This is a genomic window from Falsirhodobacter sp. 1013 (assembly GCF_051195255.1).
Taxonomy (GTDB): Bacteria; Pseudomonadota; Alphaproteobacteria; order Rhodobacterales; family Rhodobacteraceae; genus Falsirhodobacter.
Genome location: NZ_JBNJLK010000008.1, coordinates 90,234 through 115,513 on the forward strand (window position 1 = coordinate 90,234; position 25,280 = coordinate 115,513).

The window sequence follows — 25,280 nt, forward strand, 5'->3', positions numbered from 1 at the left end:
GGCAGTGAAATGGCGGGCATGTCTGGCAGGACAATCCGCAAGGTTGCCGTTTTGATGGGTGGCCCCTCGGCCGAACGCGAGGTGTCTCTTGTCTCCGGGCGCGCATGCGCGGCAGCCCTGCGGGAAGCAGGATATGAGGTGGTCGAGCTTGATGCCGGCCCGGATCTTTCCGCACGCCTGATCCAGATCGCCCCCGACGTGGTGTTCAACGCCCTTCACGGCCGCTGGGGCGAAGACGGATGCGTTCAGGGCATCCTTGAATGGATGCGCATTCCCTACACCCATTCCGGCGTCCTCGCCTCGGCCCTTGCCATGGACAAGACCCGTGCGAAGGACGCCTACCGTGCCGCTGGCCTGCCGGTCGTCGAAAGTGTCATCGCCGAGCGGGAGCGGGTGGAGGCGGAGCATGTCCTGCCGCCACCCTACGTGGTGAAGCCGAACAACGAAGGCTCCTCCGTCGGCGTCTACATCGTGCACGAGGCGGCCAATGCCCCGCCGAAGCTGTCCGACGCGATGCCCGCCACCGTCATGGTGGAAACCTATGCCCCGGGACGGGAGATGACAGTCAGCGTGCTGGGCGACCGCGCCCTGTGCGTGACGGACATCATGACCACCGGCTGGTACGACTATGACGCGAAATACACCACCGGCGGGTCGCAGCATGTGGTCCCCGCGCAGATCCCGGCCGAGATCGAGGCGGCCTGCAGGACCTATGCCCTGCGCGCCCATGAAGCGTTGGGCTGCCGCGGCCTCAGCCGGACCGACTTCCGTTGGGACGAGGCGCGCGGCCTGGACGGTCTGGTGCTTCTGGAAACCAACACCCAGCCGGGCATGACCTCCACCTCGCTTTCGCCCGAACAGGCGGCGCATTGCGGAATGTCCTTTGCCAACCTGTGCGACTGGCTGGTGAGGGACGCGTCGTGCAATCGATGAGCCGTCCGCCGCACCGCGACCCGGCGCCAAGCCGTATGGCTTACCGCCTGCAGCGGATGATGCTGACGCCGATCTACCGCAAGATGCTGCGCTTCGGTCTGCCGCTTCTGGTGCTGGTGCTGATCCTGCTGATCGTGCTGGGCAGCGCCGATCGGCGGGCGGCCATCGCGGCCTCGTTTGCCGGACTGGTGGAGTCTGTCCAGCAGCGTCCTGAATTCATGGTCAACCTGTTCCGCGTGGACGGCGCCTCGCCTATGCTGGCCGAGGGTATCCGCCGCATGATCGACCTGAACCTGCCGCAAAGCTCGTTCGATCTGGATCTGGCGGGGTTGCGCGACCGCGTGCTGGAACTGGACGCCGTGCAGGATGTGGATCTGCGCGTGGAAGCGGGCGGTGTTCTGACCGCGCATGTGACCGAACGCGTGCCCGTGGCCGTCTGGCGCTCCGGCCCGAACGTGGAGCTTCTGGACGCCACCGGCCACCGCGTCATGCTGGTGGGGGAGCGGAACGACCGGTCCGACCTGCCGCTGATCGCGGGGCGCGGCGCGAACATGGCCATGCCCGAGGCGGCGGAGCTGATGACCGCAGCCGCCCCGATCATGCCGCGCGTGCGCGGTTTCGTGCGGATGGGGGAGCGCCGCTGGGACATCGTGCTGGATCGCGGGCAGCGCATCCTGTTGCCGGTGGATCAGCCTGTCGCGGCGCTGGAACGGATCCTGGCGCTGGACAAGGCGCAGGATCTGTTGGCGCGCGACGTGACCACCATTGATTTTCGACTGAAAGAACGCCCCGTGCTCCGACTCTCGCCCCATGCGGTGGCCGAGCGTCAGGCCGCGCGTGGCCAGGATTGACGAGGGCGCCGATGACCGATCTTTACCAGTCCCAACGTGCCATGCGGAACATGCGCCGCGCCGCCATTCAGAGGGGCGTGATCGCCATTCTGGACGTCGGTTCGACGAAGATCGCCTGCCTGATCCTGCGCTTCGACGGTCCGGACCGTTTGCGTGATCAGGACGGTGTGGGTTCGATGGCCGGCCAAAGCCAGTTCCGCGTGATCGGTGCCGCCACGACCCGTTCGCGTGGCGTCCGCTTTGGCGAGATCAGCGTCATGAACGAAACGGAGCGGGCTATTCGGACCGCGGTCCAGGGCGCGCAGAAGATGGCCAATGTGCGCGTGGACCACGTCATCGCCACCTTCTCGGGCGGGGAGCCGCGCAGCTATGGCCTGGCGGGGGAGTGGGAGTTGCAGGACTCCGTCGTGACGGAACAGGACGTGGCCCGTGTGCTGTCGGCCTGCGACGTGCCCGACATCGGCGTAGGACGCGAGGTGATGCACGCCCAGCCCGTAAACTTCGCGCTGGACCATCGCACTGGCCTTGGCGACCCGCGCGGGCAGATCGGCAACCGGCTGGCCTGCGACATGCACATGCTGTCCGTGGATGCGAGCACGATCCAGAACCTGCTCTATTGCATCAAGCGCTGTGATCTGGAACTGGCCGGTATCGCGTCCTCGGCCTATGTCGCGGGCGTGTCCAGCCTGGTGGAGGATGAGCAGGAACTGGGTGCGGCCTGCATCGACATGGGCGGCGGGTCCACCGGCATCTCCATCTTCATCAAGAAGCACATGATCTATTCGGATTGCGTCCGGATGGGCGGCGATCACGTGACGCTGGACATCTCCAAGGGTCTGCAGATCCCGCTGGCGCAGGCGGAAAAGATCAAGGCCACCCATGGCGGCGTCTATGCCACCGGCATCGACGACCGCGAGATGATCTCCATCGGGGCCGACACGGGCGACTGGGACAAGGACAGCCGCACCGTCAGTCGGACGGAGCTGATCGGCATCATGCGCCCGCGCGTGGAGGAGATCCTGGAAGAGGTGCGCGCCCGGCTGGACGCGGCGGGCTTCGATCACCTGCCCAGCCAGCAGATCGTGCTGACGGGCGGCGCCAGCCAGGTGCCGGGGCTGGACGGGCTGGCCGCGCGCATCCTCGGCCAGCGCGTCCGTCTGGGCCGGCCGCTGCGCGTGCAGGGTCTGCCGCAGGCGATCACGGGTCCGGCCTTCGCCTCGGCGGTAGGGTTGTGCCTGTTCGCGGCGCACCCGCAGGACGAATGGTGGGACTTCGAGATTCCGAGCGAACGTTACCCCGCACGGTCCTTCAAAAAGGCGATCCGCTGGTTCCGGGAGAACTGGTAAGATCCTTTGCGGCAGCGGCGGCAAGATGCCGCCGACACCGCGTATTTCAAGGACGGATCGTGGACGTTGCCGCTTTTTCGGGTGACGTTGGGCGTGTCAAAGTCTAGGATCGGCCACAAAGCATCGAACAGGCACCCTCGAATGGTGCCGCGAACACTGAACACAGGCGGAAAGTCATGCGTCTCACCTTGATGAACGACCAACAGGAAGAACTGAAGCCGCGCATTACCGTGTTTGGCGTAGGTGGTGCGGGCGGCAACGCCGTCAACAACATGATCGAGAAAATGCTGGAAGGCGTGGAGTTCGTGGTTGCGAACACCGACGCCCAGGCGCTGCAGCAAAGCAACGCCACGGCCAAGATCCAGATGGGCATGAAGGTCACCGAAGGTCTGGGCGCGGGCGCGCGTCCCTCCGTCGGCGCCGCCGCCGCCGAGGAAACGATCGAGGAGATCATCGACCACCTGGCCGGCGCGCACATGTGCTTCATCACGGCCGGCATGGGCGGCGGCACCGGCACCGGCGCGGCCCCGATCATCGCGCAGGCCGCGCGTGAACTGGGCGTGCTGACGGTGGGCGTCGTGACGAAGCCCTTCCAGTTCGAAGGCAACAAGCGTATGCGCCAGGCCAACGAAGGGATCGAAGCCCTCCAGAAGGTCGTGGACACGCTGATCATCATTCCGAACCAGAACCTGTTCCGTCTGGCCAACGACCGCACCACCTTCACCGAAGCCTTCGCCATGGCCGACGACGTCCTGTACCAGGGCGTGAAAGGCGTGACGGACCTGATGGTGCGTCCGGGTCTCATCAATCTCGACTTCGCGGACGTGCGCGCCGTGATGGACGAGATGGGCAAGGCCATGATGGGCACGGGCGAGGCCGAGGGTGACGACCGCGCGAAGCTGGCCGCCGAGAAGGCGATCGCCAACCCGCTGCTGGACGAAGTCAGCCTGAAAGGCGCCAAGGGCGTCCTGATCAACATCACCGGCGGATACGACCTGACGCTGTTCGAACTGGACGAGGCCGCCGAGGCGATCCGCACGCAGGTCGATCCCGACGCGAACATCATCGTCGGCTCCACCCTGGACACAACGATGGAAGGGCGCCTGCGCGTGTCCGTCGTCGCTACCGGGATCGAGGCGAAACCGCAGGAAGAGCCGGCTCCAGCCCGCCGCCCGCTGTCCCAGCCGCTGACCCAGTCCGCCCCCAAGGTGGAGGAGCGTCCGGCCCCCGTCGCCGCACGTCCCGCGCCGGCACCGCAACCCGCACCCCAGCCGGTGCAGCGCGCCGTGTTCGAACAGCCCCAGGATGACATGATGCCCGAAGCGGATGACGTGCCGCCGCCGGCTTATCGTCCGCAACCGGCGGCTCAGGCCCCGGCGCCGCAGCCGCGCGTGCAGCGTGCGGCCCCGCAGGTGCAGAACGACGCCTCCAGCTTCGTCGCGCCTCGCGCCCGTCCTACCACCGGTCAGCCCGGCACGCCGTCGCCGGAAACGCTGGCCCGTCTGGCCGCCGCCGTGCAGAAGGCGCCGCCCCGCGGGACCCCCGGTCCGCAGCAGCGTGCCGCACAGCCCGCCGCGCAACCGGCCCCGCGCCCTGCGCCGCCAGCGGAAAAACCCCGCTTCGGCATCGGTTCGCTGATCAATCGCATGGCTGGCCATGGTGAACAGCACGAACCGCGTCCTCAGCCCCGCGCCCAGCAACAGGTCGCCTATGAGGAAGAGCCGGAAGCGAGTCCCGATCAGGAGCGGATCGAAATCCCGGCTTTCCTGCGGCGGCAGGCAAACTGAACCTTTCACATGATCGCGGGAACCCGGCCACTGGCCGGGTTTTTTCGTTTTAGGTCAATATGTTAACTATGTGACACTTCATGTCACACAGCGTCACAAAGAGTGAATTGAGAACCGCCCGATCATTTCTTAATTAAACGTTGTGCCGCAACCCGTTGTGGCAGGAATGAAGAAAGGTCACGTCATGCAACGCACGCTGAAATCTGCCGTCAGCTTCACCGGTCTGGGTCTCCACACCGGGCGTGCTGTTCGCATGATCGTTCGTCCGGCTTCGGCCGATTACGGCATCTGGTTCCGCCGCACGGACCTCACCTCGGGCGACACGCTCATCCCGGCGCGCTGGGATGCGGTGATCCCGTCGAAGCTGTGCACGCTGGTGGAAAACCCGGAAGGGGTCAGCGTTTCCACCGTCGAACACATCATGGCCGCCCTGGCCGGCTGTGGCATCCACAACGCGTTGGTGGAGATTGATGGCCCGGAAGTTCCGATCCTCGACGGTTCCGCCGCCATGTTCGTGGAGCGTTTCCTCGCCGCGGGCCTGCGCGAACAGATGGTGCCGGTGCGCGCCATCCGCATCCTGCAAGCGGTCGAAGTGCAGGACGGCGCCGCCGTGGCGCGTCTGGAGCCGTCGGAGATGCTGGAAATCAACTTCAGCATCGACTTTGCCGAACAGGCCATCGGGCATCAGGAAAAGCACCTGAACATGTCCAACGGCGCCTTCGTGCGGGAACTTTCGGACAGCCGCACCTTCTGCCGCAAGGCGGATGTGGACGCGATGCGTGCCAATGGTCTGGCTTTGGGTGGCACGATGGACAACGCCGTGGTGTTCGACGGGGACCGCGTTCTCAGCCCCGGTGGCCTGCGTCACGCTGACGAACCCGTGCGCCACAAGATGCTGGACGCGCTGGGCGATCTGGCGCTGGCGGGGGGGCCGATACTTGGCCGCTACACCGGCACCCGCGCGGGCCATGCGATGACGAATCGCCTGCTGCGCGCCCTGTTCGCCCGCCGCGACGCCTGGAAGATGGTGGAGTGCGGCCCCATGACCGGATTGAAGCTTCCGGGCATGGGCGTGGTGCGCGCCGATCTGCCCGCCGTCGCCTGAAAGGCGTTTTGCCACCCGGATTTTTCTATGCTAGGACCAGCGAAAGACGTGTCCTTTCAAGGCGCGACGCGGTGACAGCACGAGGACAGGCAGAAGATGACAGGCTGGAAGTCGGGCAGACAGATCCTCGGTGCCGTTGTGGTTGTGGGCCTGCTGGCGGGATGCGCACGGCAAGATCGTGCCGACCGCGAACTTGAAACCATGACGGCGCCGCAGATCTTCAGCCGCGGCGAGGAGCAACTGGCCGCCGACAAGCCTGAACAGGCCATCAAGTCCTTCTCCGAAGTCGAACGCCGGTTTCCCTACACTCAATACGCCAAGCGCTCGCTGATCATGCAGGCCTACGCGTATCACCAGGCGAAGGAGTATGAGGACGCGCGCGGGGCGGCGCAGCGCTTCCTCGACTTCTATCCGGCGGATCAGGATGCGGCCTATGCGCAATACCTGCTGGCGCTGTCCTATTACGACCAGATCGACGAGGTGGGTCGCGATCAGGGCCTGACGTTCCAGGCGCTGCAGGAACTGCGCAAGGTGATCGAGAACTATCCTGACAGCCCATATGCGCGCCAGGCCGTCCTTCAGTTCGACGTCGCCTTTGACCAATTGGCGGCGAAGGAAATGGAGATCGGCCGCTTCTATCTGAAAAGCCGCAACTACACCGCCGCCGTGAACCGCTTCCGCGCCGTGGTGGAACAGTACCAGACCACCAGCCACACGCCGGAGGCGCTGGAGCGTCTGGTGGAGGCCTATCTGGGTCTGGGCCTGACCGCCGAGGCGCAGACGGCCGGCGCGATCCTTGGCTACAACTACCGCTCGTCGCCCTTCTATGACGACGCGTACCGTCTTCTGACGGGCCGTGGTCTTGATCCGAAGGTCACGGGCGATAGCTGGCTGTCTTCGATCTATCGGCAGACCATTCGGGGTGAGTGGCTGTAACCTCCTCCACGCAGGGGCCTCATGCTTCGCTCGCTCGACATTCGTGACATGCTCATCATCGAGAGGCTTTCGCTGGCGTTCCAGCCGGGGCTGAACGTGCTGACCGGGGAAACCGGGGCGGGGAAGTCGATCCTTCTCGATTCGCTGGGCTTCGTGCTGGGATGGCGGGGGCGGGCGGAACTGGTCCGCGCCGGCGCCGACACGGGCGAGGTGACGGCCGTGTTCGACCTGCCGCCGTCGCACGCCGCGCGCGCCGTGCTGGACGAGGCCGGAATCCGGGCGGAGGATGAGCTGATCCTGCGCCGCGTGAACCACAGCGACGGCCGCAAGACCGCCTGGGTCAACGACCGCCGCGTGTCGGGCGAGGTGCTGCGCGCCTTGTCGGATGCGCTGGTGGAACTGCACGGCCAGCATGACGACCGTGGCCTGCTGAACCCCCGCGGGCACCGCCTGATGCTGGACGCCTTCGGGGCGCTGGACACCGGCCGCGCCCGCCGCGCCTGGACCGATCTGGGCGCCGCGCGCCGCAGGTTGATGGAGGCGGAGGCCGCCTTGGACAGCATCCGCGCCGAGGAAGACTTCCTGCGCCACGCCGTGGGCGAACTGGACAAGCTGGACCCCCAGCCGGGCGAGGAAGCGAGCCTCGACACCCGCCGCCGCGCCATGCAGGGGGCGGAACGTATCCGCGACGACATCGCGCGGGCCCACAGCGCCCTGTCCGATCAGGGGGTGGAGGGTTTGCTGACGGACGCGACGCGCTGGCTGGAGGGCGCTTCGGACCGTGCCGAAGGTCGGCTGGACGCGGCGCTGGCCGCCCTTGGTCGCGTCATGGTCGAGTTGGGTGACGCGCAGCAAGGGGTCGAGGATTGCTTGAGAGGGCTCGACTTCGACCCGAACGAACTGGAGTCGCTGGAAGAACGCTTGTTCGCCATCCGCGCCATGGCCCGTAAGCACGGCGTCTTGGCGGATGAGCTGGGCGATTTCGCCGAAGGCCTGCGCCGCCGTCTGGCCGCGCTGGACGGGGGGGAGCGTGACATCGCCGGCCTGCGCAGCGCCGTCACCGAAGCCGAACTGACCTATCGCCGCGAGGCGGAGGCCCTGACCAGCGCCCGCCGTAAGGCCGCCGTGCGGCTGGACAAGGCGATGGCGGCGGAACTCGCGCCGCTGAAGATGGAACGCGCCGTGTTCGAAACGCTGGTGACGCAAGCCGACGCCGGCCCGGAAGGCGCCGATGCCGTGGCCTTCACGGTGGCGACGAACCCCGGCGCGCCTCCTGGTCCATTGAACAAGATCGCTTCGGGTGGCGAACTTTCGCGCTTCCTTCTGGCGTTGAAGGTCTGCCTGACAGGCGATTCTCGCGACATCACCATGATCTTCGACGAGATCGACCGGGGCGTGGGCGGAGCGACGGCGAACGCGGTCGGGCGGCGGTTGCGCGCCTTGGCCGAAGGGGGTCAGGTTCTGGTTGTGACGCACTCGGCGCAGGTGGCGGCCTTGGGCGCGCATCACTGGCGCGTGGAAAAGCGGGTGCGCGACGGGATGACCACCTCCACTGTGGTGGGCCTGACCACCGATCAGCGGGTGGAGGAGGTGGGCCGGATGCTTGCCGGCGACACCATCACCGAGGCCGCGCGCGAAGCGGCGCGCGACCTGCTGGCCGGTTAGACGATTTCGGCGAAGACCTTCTTCAGCGCGGCGTCCAGCTTCTCGAACATCTCGTCCAGATGCGCTTCGGTGCAGATGAAGGGCGGGCACAGCACGATGCTTTGCCCCAGCGGACGGCAGATCAGGCCGTGATCGGTGCAGGTGTTGGCGATCCGCTCGCTGACCGACAGGGTGCCGGGGAAGGGGGTCTTCGTGGCCTTGTCCTGCACGGCCTCCAGCGCGGCCATCAGGCCCTTGCCCCGCCATTCGCCGATGTTCGGGTTTTCCGCCAACTGGGCCAGTCCCGCTTCGAACTTCGGGGTCAAGGCGCGGACGTTTTCCGCCAGCCCGCCGTTCACGACCAGATCGATGGCCGCCAGCGCGATCGCACATCCGACCGGGTGGCCGGAGGCGGTGAATCCGTGGGGAAACTCCTCGATCGCGTTCGAGGCATCCTGCAGCCGGTCCGCCAGATCCGGACCCAGCAGGATCGCGCCCATCGGGAAATAGCCCGCCGTCATGGCCTTGGAGGCGATGATGGCGTCAGGCACGAAATCATATGTCTGGCAGCCCCAAAGGTTGCCCGTGCGCCCGAAGCCGGTGATCACCTCATCCGCGATCAGCGGGATGCCGTATTTCTTCAGAACGGCCTGAACCGCCTGGAAATAGCCTTCCGAGGGCGGGATGACCCCACCCGCGCCGATGATCGGTTCGGCAAAGAAGCCCGCGATGGTGTCCGGGCCTTCCTTGATGATGGTTGCCTCCAGTTCGCGCGCAAGCCGTTGCGTGAATTGGGCCTCCGTCTCCCCTTCTTGCCCGAAGCGCCAGTAGTGGGGCGAGCCGACATGGAGAAAGCCCGGCAGCGGCAGCCCGAAGACCGAGTTGTAGGGCTTGCCCGTCATCGACGCCGCCACCGCCGTCACCCCGTGATAGCTGTTCCAGCGGGTGATGATCTTGCGGCGCTGCGGCTGGCCTTCGGATGCGCCGAGGAACCAGAGCATCTTGACCATGGTGTCGTTCGCCTCCGACCCGGAATTGGTGTAGAACACCTTTCCGTGGGCATAGGGCGACACTTCGATCAGGGTTTCGGACAGCATCACGGTCTGGTCCGACATACGGCCGAACAGCGAATGATAGCCGGGGAAGCGGTCGTACTGGGCCTTCGCCGCCTCGGCCAGCTTGGGGTGGTTGAAGCCCGCCACCATGTTCCACAGGCCAGAGTTCGAATCGAAATATCGCTTGCCGTTCGTGTCGTGGACGTAAGGCCCGTCGCCATGCGTCAGCACGACGGTGCCCCGTTCTGCGATGGTAGGCAGGTCGGTGAAACCGTAGAACGACGCGCTTTCGGCGCGGGCGTCCCAACTGTTCGGGGCAGTGTCACGCATGGGGAGGCTCCTTGAGGTTGGGGCCAGCCTAGCCGTGGCACCGGGGGCTGTCCATCTCAGACGCCCAGCCGATCCCGCATCGCGTACCACGTCATCGCGAGCGCCAGCAGGGGGCTGCGCAGCGCCGGGCCGCCGGGAAAACGGGGCTGCGGCAGGCCGGCCATCAGGTCGAAGCGTTCGGCCTGACCGGCCACGGCTTCGGCCAGTATCCGACCGGCCAAGGTCGCCAGCGCGACACCATGGCCGGAATAGCCCGACACGGACAGCACGTTCGGCGCCACGCGGCGGAAGCAGGGCATGCGGTTCATCGTGATCGACAGCGTGCCACCCCAAGCGTAATCGATCCGCACGTCCTTCAGTTGGGGATACACCTCCCGCATCGGCTTGCGGACCGTCTCGACGATGTTGTGGGGAAAACGGTAGCCGTAGCTTTCGCCGCCGCCGAACAGCAGGCGGTTGTCCTCGCTCATCCGCCAGTAATTCACGACGAATTTCGTGTCATGGGCGGCGATGGGGGCCATCAGCCCGCGCAGCGGTTCGGTCGCGACGATGAAGTTGTTGATGGGCATGACCCGCGCCGCGACCTGCGGCTCCAACCCGCCCAGATAGCCGCCACAGGCGAGGATCACGTGATCCGCCCGCACGCGGCCCCTGTCGGTGTGGACGGTGGTGCCGTCGATCCGAGTGACCGTGCTGCGTTCGAAAATCCGCGCTTTGGCCGCGCGGGCCAGACCAAGGGCGAAGTTCAGCGGATGGATGCTGCCCGCACCCCGGTCGATGTCGCCGCCCAGAAACCGGTCCGTGCCCAGCAGGGAGGAGAGTTCGCCCGCATCCAGCGGCTGTACCTGGTCGTAGTCGTAATCCCGCGCCAGCTTTTCGGCATAGGCGTGGGAATGGGCGACCTCGGCCTTGGTGCGGGCGGCGTGGGCGATGCCGGGGCGGAAGGTGACGGGCATGGCATGCCGGTCGATCAGGTCGCGCACCAGCGCCTTCGCTTCTTGTCCCAGATCCCACAGGCGGCGGGCGTCGGTGCGGCCGACCATCGCCTCCAGATCATCCTGCTCCAGCCGTTGGCCGGACCCCACCTGACCGCCGTTCCGCCCTGAGGCGCCGAAGCCCACGCGATGCGCTTCCAGCACCACCACGTCAAATCCGCGTTCGGCCAGATGCAGCGCCGCCGACAGCCCGCTGTAGCCGCCGCCCACGATGCAGACATCGGCCCGCACCGCGCCCTGCAATTCGGGGAAGGGGGCAAGGGGGATGGCGGTCGCCGCGTAATAGCTGGCCGGGTATTCGCCCGGGCGGTCGTTGGCGGTCAGAAGGTTCATACGTTCAGCAGCAGATGTTCGCGCTCCCAGGGAGAGATGACCTGCAGGAACTCCTTGTACTCGTTGCGCTTCACGGCGTCGTAATACTTGCAGAATTCCTCGCCCATCACCTCGCGCAGGGCCGTGTTCTCCTCCAGCAGGTCCAGCGCGTCGCCGAGGTTGTAAGGCAGGTCCGTCTCGCTCATGTACGCGCTGCCGATGCATTCGGAGCGTGGCATCTTCTTTTCCATCAGCCCCAGATAGCCGCAGGCAAGCGAGGCGGCGATGCCGAGGTAGGGATTGCAGTCCATCCCGGCCAGCCGGTTTTCCAGCCGTCGCGCCTCGGCCGAGGAGATGGGGATGCGCAGGCCCGTGGTGCGGTTGTCGCGGCCCCATTCGAGGTTGATCGGCGCGGCGAAGTCCGGAACATAGCGACGATAGCTGTTCACATAGGGCGCCAGAAGGGCCACCGCGGCGGGCAGGTGGTTCTGCATGCCGGCGATGAAGTGCAGGAACTGGTCCGTTTCGCTGCCCCCGGCGTCCGAGAAGATGTTCTTCCCGCTCGTGATGTCGGTGACCGAATGGTGGATGTGCATGGCGCTGCCCGGCTCCCCCTCGATCGGCTTGGCCATGAACGTGGCAAAGCAGTCGTGACGAAGGGCGGCCTCGCGGATCAGGCGCTTGAAGAAGAAGATCTCGTCCGCCAGCTTTACCGGATCGCCGTGCGCCAGGTTGATCTCCACCTGACCGGCGCCACCCTCCTGAAGGATGCCGTCGATCTCGAAGCCCTGAAGCTCGGCAAAGTCGTAGATGTCGTCAATGACCTTGCCGTATTCGTCGACCGCGCTCATGGAATAGGCCTGACGGCCGGCGGCGCGGCGGCCCGAACGGCCCATGGGCGGCATGACCGGCATGTTCGGGTCGATGTTGCGCGCGGTCAGGAAGAACTCCATCTCGGGCGCGACGATCGGCTTCCAGCCTTGGTCGGCGTAAAGCTGCACGATCCGCTTCAGCACGTTGCGCGGGGCGGTGCCGACCGGTTCGCCCGACTGGTTCACGGCGTCATGGATGACCTGCAGGGTCACGTCCGCCGTCCACGGGGCGGCGGTCGCGGTCGAATAGTCGGGATACAGGATCATGTCCGGTTCGGTGAACGAACCGATGGGGTTATCCGCCCATTCGCCGGTGATGGTCTGCAGGAAGATGGAGTTCGGGAGGAAAAAGCTGCTCTGCTTCGAGAATTTCGAGGCCGGCATCGCCTTGCCCCGCGCCACGCCGGCGATGTCCGAAACGATGCACTCTACCTCGTCCAAGCGGCGGTTGGCGATGTAGTCGCGTGCCGCTTGCGGGATCTGATCGGTCCAGTCGGACATGGGCTACCTCGGTTGCAGGAAGAATTGGGCGATCCGCTCGGCGATCCGCTCGGAGTCGTTCGGCTGGCCCATGCGGGCCCGAGCCTGCTGCAAGAGCGGTTCCGGCACCACATCGCCGCGGGTGCGGATCAGGCCGTCGATGAAGCGGTCCGGAAACTCGGGATGCGCCTGGATGGTCAGTGCGCGGTCGTCATAGACCAGCGCCGCGTTCGTGCAGAAGTCCGAGGTGGCGAGGATTTCCGCCCCCTCGGGCGCTTCCACGACCTGATCCTGATGCCAGGCGTTCAGGGTCATCGTCTCGTCGGCGAAGCGGTAGGGGGTGGCGCCGACGGACCAGCCGCCGGCAAACTTCTCCACCCGGCCGCCCAGCGCCTTGGCGATGATCTGGTGGCCAAAGCAGATGCCCACCATCGGCACATGCGCGGCATAGGCGTCGCGGATCAGCGCTTCCAGCGGGGGGATGAAGGCGTGATCCTCATACACCCCATGGCGCGAGCCGGTGATGAGCCAGCCATCCGCCTGTTCCTCGTCCAGCGGGAAGGCGAGGTCCACGACCCGCCAGGTGCGGAAGGCAAAGCCGTAGCCGTCCAGCAACCGTTCGAACATGTCGGGGTAATCCCCGTGGTCCGCCTGAAGATCCTTGGGCGCGTCGCCCGTCTGCAATATGCCGATCCGCATGAATGTCCGTCCTTGTCTCGGGCCACCCTAGCCAGCCGGTCGGAGCATGTCGAGACGGGCCTACCGGATGATCTGCGGCAAGAAGCGCGGCTTGCGGCGGGCGCGCTCGTTGGAGGGCAGGTGACGGTTCAGCCGGCGGCCGATCCGCGAAAACGCCCATGTCAGAAGCAGGGTCAGGCAGATGAAATAGAAGGCCACGATGGGATAGGGCACGAAGGGGTTGAACGTCCGCCCCGCGAAATAGCTGGCATAATACAGCGCGTCGCCCCGCTGCTGGAACGCCGGGAAGCCGGAAAAGAACACGAGCGTCGTGGCGTGGAACAGGAAGATCGCCTCGTTCGTGTAGGCGGGCCAGGCCAGCCGCATCATCGTGGGGAAGCGGATGCGGCGGAAGCGCGACCAGCCGCTGATGCCGTAGGCGTCCGCTGCCTCCAGATCCCCCCTGGGGATGGAGCGGAGGGCGCCGAGGAAGATTTCCGCAGTGTAGGCGGCGGTGTTGAAGAACAGGACCAGCGCCGCCCCCGCCCAAGCCCGCGTCATCCAGTCGGTGCCGATGTGCAGGTCGAATAACCCCAGCGGGACGCGGATCCCGTCGCCCGGCAGCAGAACCAGAAGCTGGTAGGCCACGAAGAACTGGATGAAAAGCGGCGAGCCGCGGAACACGAAGACGAACCAGTCGCTGGGTTTGCGGATCCAGACGCTGCGCGAATCCTTGCCCAGCGCCAGTGCCACGGCCAGAAAGAAGCCCAGCGCCAGTGCGATCACGGCGAAATACACGTTCCAGATCAGGCCGGACCCGATCAGCGTGAACTGCTGGCACAGGTCATACCCTTCGCGCGGCAGAAGCCGTTCGCCAAGGCCGAGGGAGCGGAAGGCATAGGCCTGGATCGTTTCAACGCAGGTCATGCGGTCTGGCCCCCTTCGCGGCGCTGGGCCTCACCCGAGGCGGTGGCCTGCCCGCGGCTGAGCCGCCGTTCCAGCCGCCCCAGCACACGTTCGGACAGCGCCGTCATCAGCAGGTAGAAGACCAGAAGGCCCAGGAAGTACCACAGCCGCCAGTCGGGGTGCGCATAGGTGTAGGTGGAGGTCTTGGATCCCCCCAGTTCCCGCGCCCAGTAGACGATGTCCTGCACGCCCAGAAGAAACAGCAGCGGCGTCGCCTTGATCAGGACCAGCCACAGGTTGGACAGGCCCGGCAGGGCATAGATCCACATCTGCGGCACGAGGATGCGGCGGAAGACCTGCCGCTGGGTCATGCCATAGCTTTCCGCCGTTTCGATCTGCGCGCGGGGAACGGCCTTCATCGCGCCCGACAGGACGTTGGCGGCAAAGGCGCCGAAGACCAGCGCAAAGGTCACGACAGCCAGGGCGAAGCCATAGATCTGGTGGATGATTTGCGGGGCGGAATTCGGGGGCATCTTGGCCTGCGGGCAGACGCGGAATTCCAGCCCGGTGCGGATCGGGTCGGTCCAGTCGGGGCAGCGGGCCTGATGGATCAGCCACTCGATCCCCTGATCCAGCGCGATCACGAAGAACAGGAAGAACACGATGTCCGGCACGCCGCGCACCATCGCCATGTAGCCCTTGCCCAGCCAGCGCAGAGGCGCGGCCCCCGAACGGGAGGCCATCGCGCCGCCAAAGCCGAAGGCCAGCGCGATGGGCGCCGTCACCCCCAGCAGCACCAGAACGGTCAGGAACGAGGCATAGAACGACAGATGCGTGCCCGTCGTGAGGTAGCACGACAGCCAGGTCAGACCTTCCAGCGATTTGGGATCAGCGCAATATGCGAACATCGGGGTCGGGGCGCGGGGATGCCGCGCCCCCTCCTCTCAGAATTGGGGGGCGTCCTCGCCGAACCACTGCACGGCCATCTTGTTGAGTGTGCCGTCCTCTTTCAGGGCGGTCAGCGCTTCGTCCAGCTTGCCCTTCAACTCGGTGTCGGACTTGCGCAGACCGATGCCAAGGCCGCCGCCCAAGGCGATATCCTCACCCGTCCACGAGAATTCGCCGTTCGATTCTTCCACGATCGGGACCAGGAAGTCCTTGTCGGCGAAGACCGCGTCGGCCTCGCCGTTGCGGACGGCGGCGACGGCCTCGTCCGGGGTGGCGAATTCCAGCAGCGTCGCACCGGATTCGGCGACATAGCCCGCCTGGATCGTGCCGACCTGCGCCGCGACGACCGCGCTTTTCAGATCGGTGTCCGGCTCCATCGTCGCATAGGCCGAGGCCAGCGGCGGTAGGTAGTTCTGCGTGAAGTCGATCACCTCGCGGCGTTCGTCCGTGATGCTCATCCCTGCGACGATCGTGTCGAAGTTGCCCGATTGCAGGTTGGGGATGATGCTGTCCCAGTCGGTGGTGACCCATTCGCAGGTCAGGCCGGCCTTTTCGCACACCGCGTCGCCCACGTCGCGGTCATAGCCGTCGACCTCGCCCGCGTCGTTGATGAAGTTGTAGGGAGGGTAGGCGCCCTCGGTCCCCATGCGGACCACGTCTTGCGCCAGCGCGCCGCCGGCCGTCAGGGCCAGAAGGGCCGAAGATAGGATAAGCTGTTTCACTGGTTCTCTCCCTAAGGTGGTCAGGTGCCGGCGGACAGGAACGCGCGCAGGCGGGCGGATTGCGGATTGCCGAACAGCGTGGCGGGATTGCCCTGCTCCTCGATGCGGCCCTGGTGCAGGAAGATGACGTGGTCGGAACAATCCGCCGCCATCTTCATGTCATGGGTGACGATGATCATCGTGCGGCCTTCGTCGGCCAGCGCCTTGATGACGCGGACGACCTCCTGCTCCAGCTCCGGATCGAGGGCGCTGGTCGGTTCGTCGAACAGAAGGGCACGGGGTTCCATGCACAGGGCGCGGGCGATGGCAGCGCGCTGCTGCTGGCCGCCCGAAAGTTGCGACGGCCACGCATCGGCCTTGTCGGCGATGCCCACCTTGGCCAGATAGGCGCGGGCCTTTTCCTCCACCTCGGCGCGCGGGCGGCCCAGGACGGTCAGCGGCGCTTCCATCACGTTCTGCAGGATCGTCATGTGGGACCAGAGGTTGAACTGCTGGAACACCATCGACAGGTTCGTGCGGATGCGCAGCACCTGGTTCCGGTCGGCCGGCTGCCGGTGGGACCCCTCGCCGCGCCACATCACGGGCTCCCCCTCGAAGCGGATGGAGCCATCCTGGCTGTTTTCCAGCAGGTTGCAGCAGCGCAGCAGCGTCGACTTCCCCGACCCCGAGGAGCCGATCAGCGAGATCACGTGCCCGCGCGGCGCCGTCAGGTCCACGCCCTTCAGCACCTCGAGCCGGTCATAGGATTTGTGAAGGTTCCGGATTTCAAGAACCGGAGCGGTGGGTGGGGTCACGTTGCCTCGCCTGTTTTGCGTTCTATTACGGGCGCAGGGTGGCGGTATGCAACGCGGAATCTCAGCCTTCCTGCACCTTCTGACGTGCAAGGGCGGATTCCTGATCGGTAACGCCCAAAAGTTTGGCAGCCAGACGGATCAGCTGATCCTCCACCGCGTCGCGACCGCCATCGGCCAGCGCCACGGCCCACAATGCCTGCATCAGCCCGTCGCGGTCTTCATGCGGCACCGCGTCCTTCAGGGCGCGCGTGAAACGCACGGTGTCGGGGGCCTGCGCTTCCAGCGCTTCGGCCTGATGCCGCAGGACGGTGGCGTCCTGCGCGGACAGGCCATGCCGTCGGGCGAGAACGCGGTCGATCCGACCGATCTCGATCTCGGTGTATTGCCCGTCGGCGCGGGCGATGCGGACCAGAAGCGCCGCCAGCGCCAGACGGCTGTCCGGTTCGGGCAGGCGGGTGTCGGATCCATCGGTGATGCGGCGCAGAAGTTGTTCAAACATGCCGATGATCATGGTGCGCTGCGCGCCCGAGTCTAGGCGAAAAGCGCCGAAAGGCGTTTCGCTTCATCTTCCGTGCCCCAGGGGGCGTTGATGATGAACATGCCCGACCCGATCATCTTGTGCCCCTCCTTGGCCGCCGGGAAGCGCACCTCGTGGCGCAGGGCGTCGGGGAAGCGCTGGGACAGGTCGGCCAGCATGCCGATATGGGCGGCGTTGGTCAGCAGCGGATACCACAGCGCGATGATCCCCACGTTCCACTTCTTCGCGATGCTGGCGATCTGGCCCGGGATGACGTCGTAATCGGACTTCACCTCATATGAAGGGTCGATCAGCATCAGGCCGCGGCGCGGGGTGGGCGGCGTCAGGGCCAGCGCCATCGCGAAGCCGTCCTTTTTCTGGACATGGGCGTCCCACAGGTGGATCACCTCGGACAGGATGCGGTGTTCCTGGGGATGCAGTTCGGCCAGGTGGATCTTGTCCATGTCCCGCAGGGTCATGGCGGCCAGAAGGGGCGATCCCGGATAGGCGGCGTCGCCCCAGCGGGCGCGCGTTTCCTCCAGCCGCTGGCGATAGGGGTGGTCGGGGGCGAAGGCTTCGCGCACGGCGCCGATGCCCTTTGCCGCCTCGCCCGTCTTCACCGCTTCCTCGGCGTCCAGCATGTAAAGGCCGCGCCCGGCGTGCGTCTCGATATAGGTGAGGGGTTTGTCCTTCTGCACCAGATAATCGAGCATGAAGCACAGCAGCGCGTGCTTCTGGACGTCGGCCAGATTTCCAGCGTGATACAGGTGTTGATAGGACAGCATGGCCTTCTCGCTATCGTTTGGCCCCGCCTTGCACAAGGAAACTTTATCCAAAGTAACAAAACCCTTATTTTGCGGGTTCACAGGGTTTTAAAATTGCGCTATCGCGGCGAATTGCAACTGAACCGGAAACACGTCATGACCGATATTTCCTCCGACGCTGCGACCGGCACCGCGCAACCGCTGAACAAGCCGTCGCGTGTGCTGGCGGCCAGCCTCATCGGCACCACCATCGAATTCTACGACTTCTACATCTATGCCACCGCGGCCGTGCTGGTCTTCCCGGTGCTGTTCTTCCCGGGCACGGATGAAACGACGGCGCTGCTGGCCTCGTTCGCGACCTTCTCGGTCGCGTTCTTCGCGCGTCCCTTCGGCGCGATCGTCTTCGGCCATTTCGGCGACAAGATCGGCCGCAAGGCGACGCTGGTCGCGGCGCTGCTGACCATGGGGATTTCCACGATCGTCATCGGCCTGCTGCCCACCTACGCCTCCATCGGGGTGCTGGCGCCGCTGTTCCTGGCGTTGTGCCGGTTCGGGCAGGGCTTCGGTCTGGGCGGCGAATGGGGCGGCGCGGTCCTGATCGCCACGGAAAACGCCCCTCCGGGCAAGAAAAGCTGGTATGGCATGTTCCCGCAACTGGGTGCGCCGGTCGGCCTCTTCATCGCGTCGGGCGTGTTCTACATCCTGCTGCACTTCGTGCCCGAAGGGCAGACGGCCGGCGCATGGCTGGCCGAAAGCGGCATCTGGCGCGCGCCGTTCCTCGCCTCGGCCATCCTGATCATCATCGGCATGTGGGTGCGGCTGTCCATCACGGAAACGCCCGACTTCCAGAAGGCCATCGACAAGCATGAACGCGTGGCCGTTCCGGCGGCCGAGATCTTCACCAGCTACAAGCGCAGCCTGTTCCTTGGCACCTTCGTGGCGCTGGCGACCTTCGTGCTGTTCTACATCGGCACCGCATACCTGCTGTCCTACAACACCAAGGTCATCAAGATGCCGCTGCTGGAGGCGATCGAGATACAGCTTCTGGGCGCCATCGCCTTCGGCCTGTTCATCCCGATCGTGGGCAAGCTGGGCGACCGCTTCGGCCGCCGCCAGGTGCTGACGGCCGTGACGATCGGCATCGCGGTGTTCTCGTTCGCGCTGGCCCCACTGTGGTCCATGGGCACGTCGGGCATCATCATCTTCGTGCTGATCGGCATGGCGCTGATGGGCATGACCTACGGCCTGATCGGCACGGCGCTGGCCGCACCGTTCCCGACGCGCGTCCGCTACACCGGCTCCTCGCTGACGTTCAACTTCGCAGGCATCTTCGGCGCGTCGCTGGCCCCCTATGCCGCGACCTACCTGCAGTCGAACTACGGCCTGCACGCGGTGGGTTACTATCTTGGCGGCGCGGCAGTCATCACGCTGCTGTGCATCTGGGGTTCGCGCAAAGGCGAAGTCTGAGCGCATCGTTCGACTTGCCGACAAAGGCCGTCCTGCAGGGCGGCCTTTCCTCGTTCAGGGTTCGGCTTCGTGACGGACATGCAAAAAGGCGCCCCGTAGGGCGCCTTTGGTTTCGCGCAGGCGGGAAGCGTCAGACCAGACGGCTGGCTTCGATGGCGGCGCGGACGAAATCGGCGAACAGGGGATGCGGCGCGAAGGGTTTCGACTTCAGCTCCGGGTGGAACTGCACTCCGATGAACCAGGGATGGCCCTTCATCTCCACGATCTCGGGCAGGCGACCGTCGGGCGACATGCCGGAGAAGGTCAGCCCGCAGCTTTCCAGCTGGTCGCGATAGGCGATGTCCACCTCGTAGCGGTGGCGGTGACGTTCCTCGATCTCGGTCGCGCCATAAACGCGGGCGACCAGCGAATCCTCGGCCAGTGCCGCCGTGTAGGCGCCAAGGCGCATGGTGCCGCCCTTGTCGTCGCCGATCTTGCGTTCGACGACGTGGTTGCCCTGCACCCATTCCTTCAGGTGATACACGACCGGCGTAAAGCGTTTGTGGCCGGTTTCGTGGTCGAACTCCTCCGAACCCGCGTTCTTGACCTTTGCCAGATTGCGGGCGGCCTCGATCACGGCCATCTGCATGCCAAGGCAGATCCCCAGATAGGGCAGGTTCTTTTCGCGGGCGTATTGCGCCGCGCGGATCTTGCCTTCCGTTCCGCGTTCGCCGAACCCGCCGGGCACCAGGATCGCGTGATACCCGCCCAGATAGGGGGCGGGGTCCTCATGCTCGAACTGCTCGGCGTCGATCCATTCGGCCTTCACGCGCGTCCGGTTGGCCATGCCGCCATGGGTCAACGCCTCGGCGATGGATTTGTAGGCGTCTTCCAACTGCGTGTATTTGCCGACGATGGCCACACGAACCTCGCCCTCGGCATGGACAAGCCGGTCCATGACATCGGTCCAGCGCGACAGGTTGGGCTTCGGCGCGGGCGAGATGCCGAACGCGTCCAGAACCGCCTGGTCGAAACCCTCGCGGTGATACGCCAAGGGGGCTTCGTAGATCGTCTTAAGGTCGGGTGCCGCGATCACCGCATCCTTGCGGACGTTGCAGAAGAGGGCGATCTTCTCGCGCTCCTTCGCGGGGATCTCATGCTCCGACCGCAGCAGCAGGACGTCGGGCGCGATGCCGATGGACCGCAACTCCTTGACCGAATGCTGGGTAGGCTTCGTCTTCAGCTCTCCCGAGGCGGTGACGTAGGGCAGCAGCGTCAGGTGGACGAAGATGCACTGGCCGCGCGGCTTGTCCTGTGCGAACTGGCGGATGGCTTCGAAGAAGGGCAGACCCTCGATGTCGCCGACCGTGCCGCCGATCTCGCACAGCTGGAAATCGACCTCGTCCTCGCCGATGGAAAGGAAGTCCTTGATCTCGTTCGTGACGTGGGGAATGACCTGGATCGTCTTGCCGAGGTAGTCGCCCCGGCGTTCCTTTTCCAGCACCGTCGAATAGATCCGACCCGAGGACACGCTGTCGGTGTTGCGCGCGGCGACGCCGGTGAAGCGTTCGTAATGGCCAAGATCAAGGTCGGTTTCCGCGCCATCGTCGGTGACGAAAACCTCGCCATGCTCGAACGGGCTCATCGTGCCGGGATCGACGTTCAGATAAGGATCCAGCTTGCGAAGACGGACGGAATAGCCGCGCGCCTGCAAAAGCGCACCCAGTGCGGCCGAAGCCAGGCCCTTGCCGAGCGAGGACACCACGCCGCCGGTGATGAAAACATATCGCGCCATGCGTGGAATACTCCCGTGAATTCGATTTAAGACAGCGATTCGGCAATGCGGAATCGTATCATCACGGGACTCGGGGTATAACGCAGGGTGTCACCCTGCGCAACCGGCCTCGGGATGAAGGACGGACCTTGCGGCCCGACGCGCGTGATGTGTCAGTTGGCCGGAGCCGGAGCCGGAGCCGGAGCCGGAGCCGGAGCCGGAGCCGGAGCCGCCGCGTCGTCCGCGCGCGGCGGGGTCAGCGAGCCCGCACCGGACGTGCCACCGGTCGTCGGGGGCAGAAGGCCGGCACCCGGCTCGGCATCGTCACCCTCGGCGTCCGGCGCCGTGGAGCTGCCGATCTGGTCCAGAACCGAACCGCCCGACGAGTTGGACGCCGCGACGATGGTCAGCGCGACCGAGGTGCAGATGAAGGCGATGGCGATCAGCCAGGTGGCCCGCGTCAGGGCGGTCGCCGCCTGACGGCGTGTCATGGCGCCGCCACCGCTGCCGCCCATGCCAAGGCCGCCGCCCTCGGACCGTTGCAACAGCACGACCCCCACAAGCAGCAGGGCGAGGATCAGGTGAACGGTAAGGATGACGTTTTCCATGCAGGAACGGCCTTCGGATGCTGACGCGCCTATCTAGAAGGATGTGACCCGCCCCGCAACCCCAAAGGGTCAAAGGCGGCGAAGCGTCTCGGCCAGAAGGCGGGCCAGCCGCGCCTCGGCCCCCGTGGCGGCGTCGGCGCGGCGCTCCAGATCCTCCGCCACGCGGGCGGGATCCAACCCCAAGCCCTGCAGGACGAGGTCATGGAGTATGTCCACGGCCGCACGCCGGGTCGCGACCACTTCGCGCTCCAGCTCGATCAAACGCTCGGTTTCCATCCTGAGGTCCCTGAGGGGCTTTCAACCCAAGATAGTATATCGCGGGCCCCGTGACCACTTAGCTGTTCGTCACTTCGATTAGCATTTGCACGATCGGCGCGAGGCGTGGCCTGCCGAAGGGACGAACGCATGCGAATCATGCCGAAAGACTGGTTTCAATTCTCTGAGGGTGCGGACAGGACCGGGCAGACATTGGTCAGGATGCAGCCCATGATGCGGTTGGCTTCCTTCAGATCGTCTTCGGACAGGTTGCGCAGGATTTCGGACCGCAACTTGGCAACATAGGACAGAAGGTCGCCCGCCTGTTCGCGGGCCGCCGGGGTCAGGTGCACGGTCCGCTGCCGGCGATCCCCGCCATTGGCGCGCCGTTCCACAAGGCCCGCCTTTTCCAGCGCATCGACCAGCCCAACGATGGACGGCTGTTCCACGTCCAGATGCTGGGCAAGCTGGGTCTGCGTGGGGCCGTCCTCGCGGGCAAGTTGCACCAGAAGGCGCGCGCGCGACAGGGTCAGCCCCATTTCCTTGGCACGCGCATCGAACAGGGTCCGCATCTTGCGGTTCACCTTGATCAGCGTGTCGAGGAACTGCTCCGATTGTGAGGGCATAACGGCCTTAGGAAGCGAATGATTATTATCCGATGTAAATACGGATCATCGGGCGTCAACTCTTATTCTCGTGATAAGGGCGTTCAGCGCCGTCAGGACCACCCCCGCCGCGTCGTCCGGACGAAGGGCGGAGGCCGCCGTTCGCACCATGATCCCGCGCCGCAAAGGGTCCAGCGAGCCCAATGTCGCGGCCAGCGTTTCCGCCTGTGCCGGAAGGGCCGCACCCTCCCGATCCAGCGCCTCGAAGATCGCGGCGAAGTTGGCCACATGCGGGCCATGGATCAGGGCGGAGTCGTAAAGGGCGGGTTCATAAGGCGTATGGCCCCCCTTGGGCACGAAGCTGCCCCCGATCACCGTGACGCAGGCCGCGCGATACCACAGCGACATCTCGCCCAAGGTGTCGGCGACGTAGACCTCCCCCGCCGGGGCCTCGCCATCCGACCGCCGCGCCACGGTAAAATCGCGGGCGAGGGCCAGTGCAGCCACCTCGGCCCCGCGGGCGGGATGGCGCGGGGCCAGGATCAGCCAGCGAAAGCGGCTTTGCGCGCGGAAGGCGTCCAGGATCACCTCATCCTCCCCTGGGTGGGTGGAGGCGGCGAGAACCGTGTCCTCACGCGGATGGGGTAAGGGCGGCATCGGACCCTCGTCGCGCGAAAGCGCGGATTTCAGCGTCAGGCGCGGACCGATGCGGTCGGCGGGCAGGCCAAGATCCCGCAGCCGTCCTTCGCTGCCCGCGTCCTGCGCGCTGACCCAGGACAGGCGCCGCAGCACCCGCCGCATCAGCCCGATCCGCGCCCAGCGGCGGGACGACCGTTCCGACATCCGCGCGCCGATCACCAGCACGGGCATGGGGGCGGACAGGATGCGTTCGGGCCACAGCTCGTTCTCCACCACGATCAGGGCGCGGGGGCGGGCGCGCAGGAAGCGGCGCACCACGGGCCGGGCGTCGAAGGGGGCCAGGCGGGCCGTCACCCCTGGCAGGTTCCAGCCGGCCACCATCGCCTTGGCCGTGGGGTTGTTGCAGGTCACCAGAACCGTGTCGCCCTGCGCGGACAGCCCCTCGATCACCGAACGGGCCGAGGTCAGCTCGCCATTGCTGGCGCCGTGCACCCAGATCGCCTCCTGCGGCAGGGGCGCCCGGGCCATCCGCTCCGCCAGCGTGCCCCGACGGGCCGCCATCAGCGCCAGGACCGGCAGCGCGGCCAGCATCAGCAGACGGTAAAGGATCATTCGACCCGAACCTCTTGCCGAAGACTGCCGTCGTCGTTGAAGATCAGGATGCGGTTGTCCTCGGTCACCACGGCGGTCCAGCCGCGGCCCAGCGTCACGGCGGTGGGCACCGCACCGTCCAGACGGATGGCCGGGGGCAGGGTGGGCACGCGGTCCAGCGCCTGCGGCACGCGCGTGACAAGCAGCCAGATCACGGTTATCAGGCCCCCGATCAGCACCATCGTCAGGATGGTCACCAGTGCCTTCAAAAAGCCCAATCCGGGCGGCAAGCCTTGCGGAGCCTCATCCATGGCGAACCTTTCCGGCCCCGATGCGGGCCAAATCCAAGTGGTGATCGGGCCGAACCCGCCTGACCGCCTTGATAAGGCCCTCGCGCTCGAGGTGCCAGAGGAGGCGGCGCTGTCGCGGTCCCGCCTGATGAAGATGATCGCGGCCGGCGAGGTGCTGCGCGATGGTCGGCCGGTCGCGGCAAAGGACCGCGTGGCCGAAGGCGACGTGCTGACCCTGATCCTGTCCGAGCCCGAAGAGGTGGAGGCCCGCCCCGAGGCGATCCCACTGGTTGTGGTGTATGAGGATGACGACCTGATCGTGATCGACAAGCCGGTCGGCATGGTCGTCCATCCCGCACCCGGTTCCCCCACGGGCACGCTGGTGAACGCGTTGCTGGCGCATTGCGCGGGCAGCCTGTCGGGGATCGGGGGCGAAAAGCGTCCGGGCATCGTGCACCGCATCGACAAGGACACTTCGGGCCTTCTGGTCGCGGCGAAATCCGACCGCGCGCATCACGGTCTGGCCGCGCAGTTCGAAGCGCACAGCGTGATCCGCCGCTATCTGGCGCTGGTGCACGGGACGCCCAGCGCGACGGATCCGCGTCTGCGTGGCCTGCAGGGCGTCAGCTTTGAACAGGGCGGCATCCTGAAGATCGCGACGCATCTGGACCGTCACCGCTCGGATCGCCAGCGTCAGGCCGTGACGTTCCATGGTGGCCGCCACGCCATCACCCGCGCCCGGGTGCTGGAGGATTACGGCGTCGCCTCGCTGCTGGAATGCTGGCTGGAAACGGGCCGCACCCATCAGATCCGGGTGCACATGGCTTATGCCGGTCACGGCCTTCTGGGCGACCAGACCTATGGCGGCAAGCGCAAGGTCGCGGCAAAGGTGCTTGGCGCGGCGGCGGCCGAAGCGGCAGCGCACTTCACCCGTCAGGCGCTGCACGCGGCCACGCTGGGATTCGTGCATCCGGTCACCGGCAAGGAACTGGCCTTCGAGGCCGGGCTGCCCGAAGACATGGCCCACCTGCTGGACGCGCTTCGCCAAGGGGAGGCACCCTGAAGCGCGGGTCTTTGCCGAGTTCACGAAAACGTAA

The 25,280-nt window shown here is 66.1% G+C and carries 25 protein-coding genes; 9 read left to right on the forward strand and 16 right to left on the reverse strand.

The annotated features are described in order from the left end of the window. Positions 1-9: 9 nt before the first annotated feature. From ACSHZY_RS12485 to recN, 7 genes are all read left to right on the forward strand, one after another. Positions 10-933, forward strand: a complete 924-nt coding sequence (locus ACSHZY_RS12485) for a D-alanine--D-alanine ligase (protein WP_435169574.1) — start codon at positions 10-12, stop codon at positions 931-933. Positions 934-968: 35 nt separating this feature from the next. Then, the gene (locus ACSHZY_RS12490) at positions 969-1,784 is read left to right on the forward strand and encodes a cell division protein FtsQ/DivIB (protein WP_435169575.1); all 816 of its coding nucleotides are present in this window, start codon (positions 969-971) and stop codon (positions 1,782-1,784) included. Between the two features lie 11 nt (positions 1,785-1,795). Next, positions 1,796-3,130 carry a cell division protein FtsA gene (gene ftsA / locus ACSHZY_RS12495; RefSeq protein ID WP_435169577.1) on the forward strand — a complete coding sequence of 445 codons (1,335 nt, stop codon included), beginning with the start codon at positions 1,796-1,798 and terminating at the stop codon, positions 3,128-3,130. Between the two features lie 176 nt (positions 3,131-3,306). Next, positions 3,307-4,917, forward strand: coding sequence for a cell division protein FtsZ (ftsZ, locus tag ACSHZY_RS12500; RefSeq protein WP_435169579.1), 1,611 nt, complete (start codon positions 3,307-3,309; stop codon positions 4,915-4,917). A 184-nt stretch (positions 4,918-5,101) separates the two neighbouring features. Continuing rightward, the gene (lpxC, locus tag ACSHZY_RS12505; protein ID WP_435169581.1) at positions 5,102-6,022 is read left to right on the forward strand and encodes a UDP-3-O-acyl-N-acetylglucosamine deacetylase; all 921 of its coding nucleotides are present in this window, start codon (positions 5,102-5,104) and stop codon (positions 6,020-6,022) included. A 96-nt stretch (positions 6,023-6,118) separates the two neighbouring features. After that, positions 6,119-6,958, forward strand: coding sequence for an outer membrane protein assembly factor BamD (locus ACSHZY_RS12510; RefSeq protein ID WP_435169583.1), 840 nt, complete (start codon positions 6,119-6,121; stop codon positions 6,956-6,958). 21 nt (positions 6,959-6,979) lie between these two features. Beyond that, positions 6,980-8,623, forward strand: coding sequence for a DNA repair protein RecN (recN, locus tag ACSHZY_RS12515; protein ID WP_435169585.1), 1,644 nt, complete (start codon positions 6,980-6,982; stop codon positions 8,621-8,623). On the opposite strand, the gene ACSHZY_RS12520 is transcribed toward recN, so the two are convergent. From ACSHZY_RS12520 to rlmJ, 10 genes are all read right to left on the reverse strand, one after another. Beyond that, on the reverse strand, positions 8,620-9,987 hold the full coding sequence (locus ACSHZY_RS12520; protein ID WP_435169586.1) for an aminotransferase: 1,368 nt from the start codon (positions 9,985-9,987) through the stop codon (positions 8,620-8,622). The genes recN and ACSHZY_RS12520 overlap by 4 nt on opposite strands. Before the next feature lie 56 nt (positions 9,988-10,043). Beyond that, positions 10,044-11,315 (reverse strand): NAD(P)/FAD-dependent oxidoreductase, encoded by a 1,272-nt coding sequence (locus tag ACSHZY_RS12525; protein ID WP_435169587.1) that lies wholly within the window; start codon positions 11,313-11,315, stop codon positions 10,044-10,046. Then, the gene (locus ACSHZY_RS12530) at positions 11,312-12,667 is read right to left on the reverse strand and encodes a glutamine synthetase family protein (RefSeq protein WP_435169588.1); all 1,356 of its coding nucleotides are present in this window, start codon (positions 12,665-12,667) and stop codon (positions 11,312-11,314) included. The genes ACSHZY_RS12525 and ACSHZY_RS12530 overlap by 4 nt, the downstream gene beginning before the upstream one ends. Before the next feature lie 3 nt (positions 12,668-12,670). Beyond that, positions 12,671-13,345 carry a type 1 glutamine amidotransferase gene (locus ACSHZY_RS12535; RefSeq protein ID WP_435169590.1) on the reverse strand — a complete coding sequence of 225 codons (675 nt, stop codon included), beginning with the start codon at positions 13,343-13,345 and terminating at the stop codon, positions 12,671-12,673. Between the two features lie 60 nt (positions 13,346-13,405). Next, the gene (locus ACSHZY_RS12540; RefSeq protein ID WP_435169592.1) at positions 13,406-14,251 is read right to left on the reverse strand and encodes an ABC transporter permease; all 846 of its coding nucleotides are present in this window, start codon (positions 14,249-14,251) and stop codon (positions 13,406-13,408) included. Then, positions 14,248-15,138 (reverse strand): ABC transporter permease, encoded by an 891-nt coding sequence (locus tag ACSHZY_RS12545; RefSeq protein ID WP_435169594.1) that lies wholly within the window; start codon positions 15,136-15,138, stop codon positions 14,248-14,250. The genes ACSHZY_RS12540 and ACSHZY_RS12545 overlap by 4 nt, the downstream gene beginning before the upstream one ends. Before the next feature lie 36 nt (positions 15,139-15,174). After that, positions 15,175-15,900: a transporter substrate-binding domain-containing protein gene (locus tag ACSHZY_RS12550; RefSeq protein ID WP_435169596.1), complete on the reverse strand. Its 726-nt coding sequence runs from the start codon at positions 15,898-15,900 to the stop codon at positions 15,175-15,177. Between the two features lie 20 nt (positions 15,901-15,920). Next, positions 15,921-16,694, reverse strand: a complete 774-nt coding sequence (locus ACSHZY_RS12555) for an ABC transporter ATP-binding protein (RefSeq protein WP_435169598.1) — start codon at positions 16,692-16,694, stop codon at positions 15,921-15,923. A 61-nt stretch (positions 16,695-16,755) separates the two neighbouring features. Then, complete coding sequence (locus tag ACSHZY_RS12560; protein WP_435169600.1) at positions 16,756-17,193, reverse strand: TerB family tellurite resistance protein; 438 nt, start codon at positions 17,191-17,193, stop codon at positions 16,756-16,758. A gap of 32 nt (positions 17,194-17,225) precedes the next feature. Continuing rightward, on the reverse strand, positions 17,226-17,996 hold the full coding sequence (gene rlmJ, locus ACSHZY_RS12565; protein WP_435169602.1) for a 23S rRNA (adenine(2030)-N(6))-methyltransferase RlmJ: 771 nt from the start codon (positions 17,994-17,996) through the stop codon (positions 17,226-17,228). Positions 17,997-18,131: 135 nt separating this feature from the next. On the opposite strand from rlmJ, the gene ACSHZY_RS12570 reads away from it, so the two are divergent. Continuing rightward, positions 18,132-19,442: an MFS transporter gene (locus ACSHZY_RS12570; RefSeq protein ID WP_435169604.1), complete on the forward strand. Its 1,311-nt coding sequence runs from the start codon at positions 18,132-18,134 to the stop codon at positions 19,440-19,442. Positions 19,443-19,572: 130 nt separating this feature from the next. Here the strand turns inward: ACSHZY_RS12570 and ACSHZY_RS12575 are convergent, their stop codons facing one another. The 6 genes from ACSHZY_RS12575 to ACSHZY_RS12600 form a co-directional block, all read right to left on the reverse strand. After that, the gene (locus ACSHZY_RS12575; RefSeq protein WP_435169606.1) at positions 19,573-21,216 is read right to left on the reverse strand and encodes a CTP synthase; all 1,644 of its coding nucleotides are present in this window, start codon (positions 21,214-21,216) and stop codon (positions 19,573-19,575) included. Between the two features lie 152 nt (positions 21,217-21,368). Then, positions 21,369-21,803, reverse strand: coding sequence for a preprotein translocase subunit SecG (gene secG / locus ACSHZY_RS12580; RefSeq protein WP_435169607.1), 435 nt, complete (start codon positions 21,801-21,803; stop codon positions 21,369-21,371). 69 nt (positions 21,804-21,872) lie between these two features. Then, entirely contained in the window at positions 21,873-22,079 is a 207-nt protein-coding gene (locus ACSHZY_RS12585) for a hypothetical protein (RefSeq protein WP_435169608.1), read from the reverse strand. A gap of 155 nt (positions 22,080-22,234) precedes the next feature. Then, the gene (locus ACSHZY_RS12590; RefSeq protein WP_435169609.1) at positions 22,235-22,684 is read right to left on the reverse strand and encodes a MarR family winged helix-turn-helix transcriptional regulator; all 450 of its coding nucleotides are present in this window, start codon (positions 22,682-22,684) and stop codon (positions 22,235-22,237) included. A gap of 45 nt (positions 22,685-22,729) precedes the next feature. Beyond that, the gene (locus ACSHZY_RS12595; protein ID WP_435169611.1) at positions 22,730-23,914 is read right to left on the reverse strand and encodes a 3-deoxy-D-manno-octulosonic acid transferase; all 1,185 of its coding nucleotides are present in this window, start codon (positions 23,912-23,914) and stop codon (positions 22,730-22,732) included. Beyond that, a complete protein-coding gene (locus ACSHZY_RS12600; protein WP_435169613.1) occupies positions 23,911-24,150 on the reverse strand; it encodes a DUF6476 family protein in 240 nt (79 codons plus the stop codon). The genes ACSHZY_RS12595 and ACSHZY_RS12600 overlap by 4 nt, the downstream gene beginning before the upstream one ends. Before the next feature lie 52 nt (positions 24,151-24,202). On the opposite strand from ACSHZY_RS12600, the gene ACSHZY_RS12605 reads away from it, so the two are divergent. Next, positions 24,203-25,246, forward strand: a complete 1,044-nt coding sequence (locus ACSHZY_RS12605) for an RluA family pseudouridine synthase (protein WP_435169615.1) — start codon at positions 24,203-24,205, stop codon at positions 25,244-25,246. Positions 25,247-25,280: the final 34 nt, after the last annotated feature.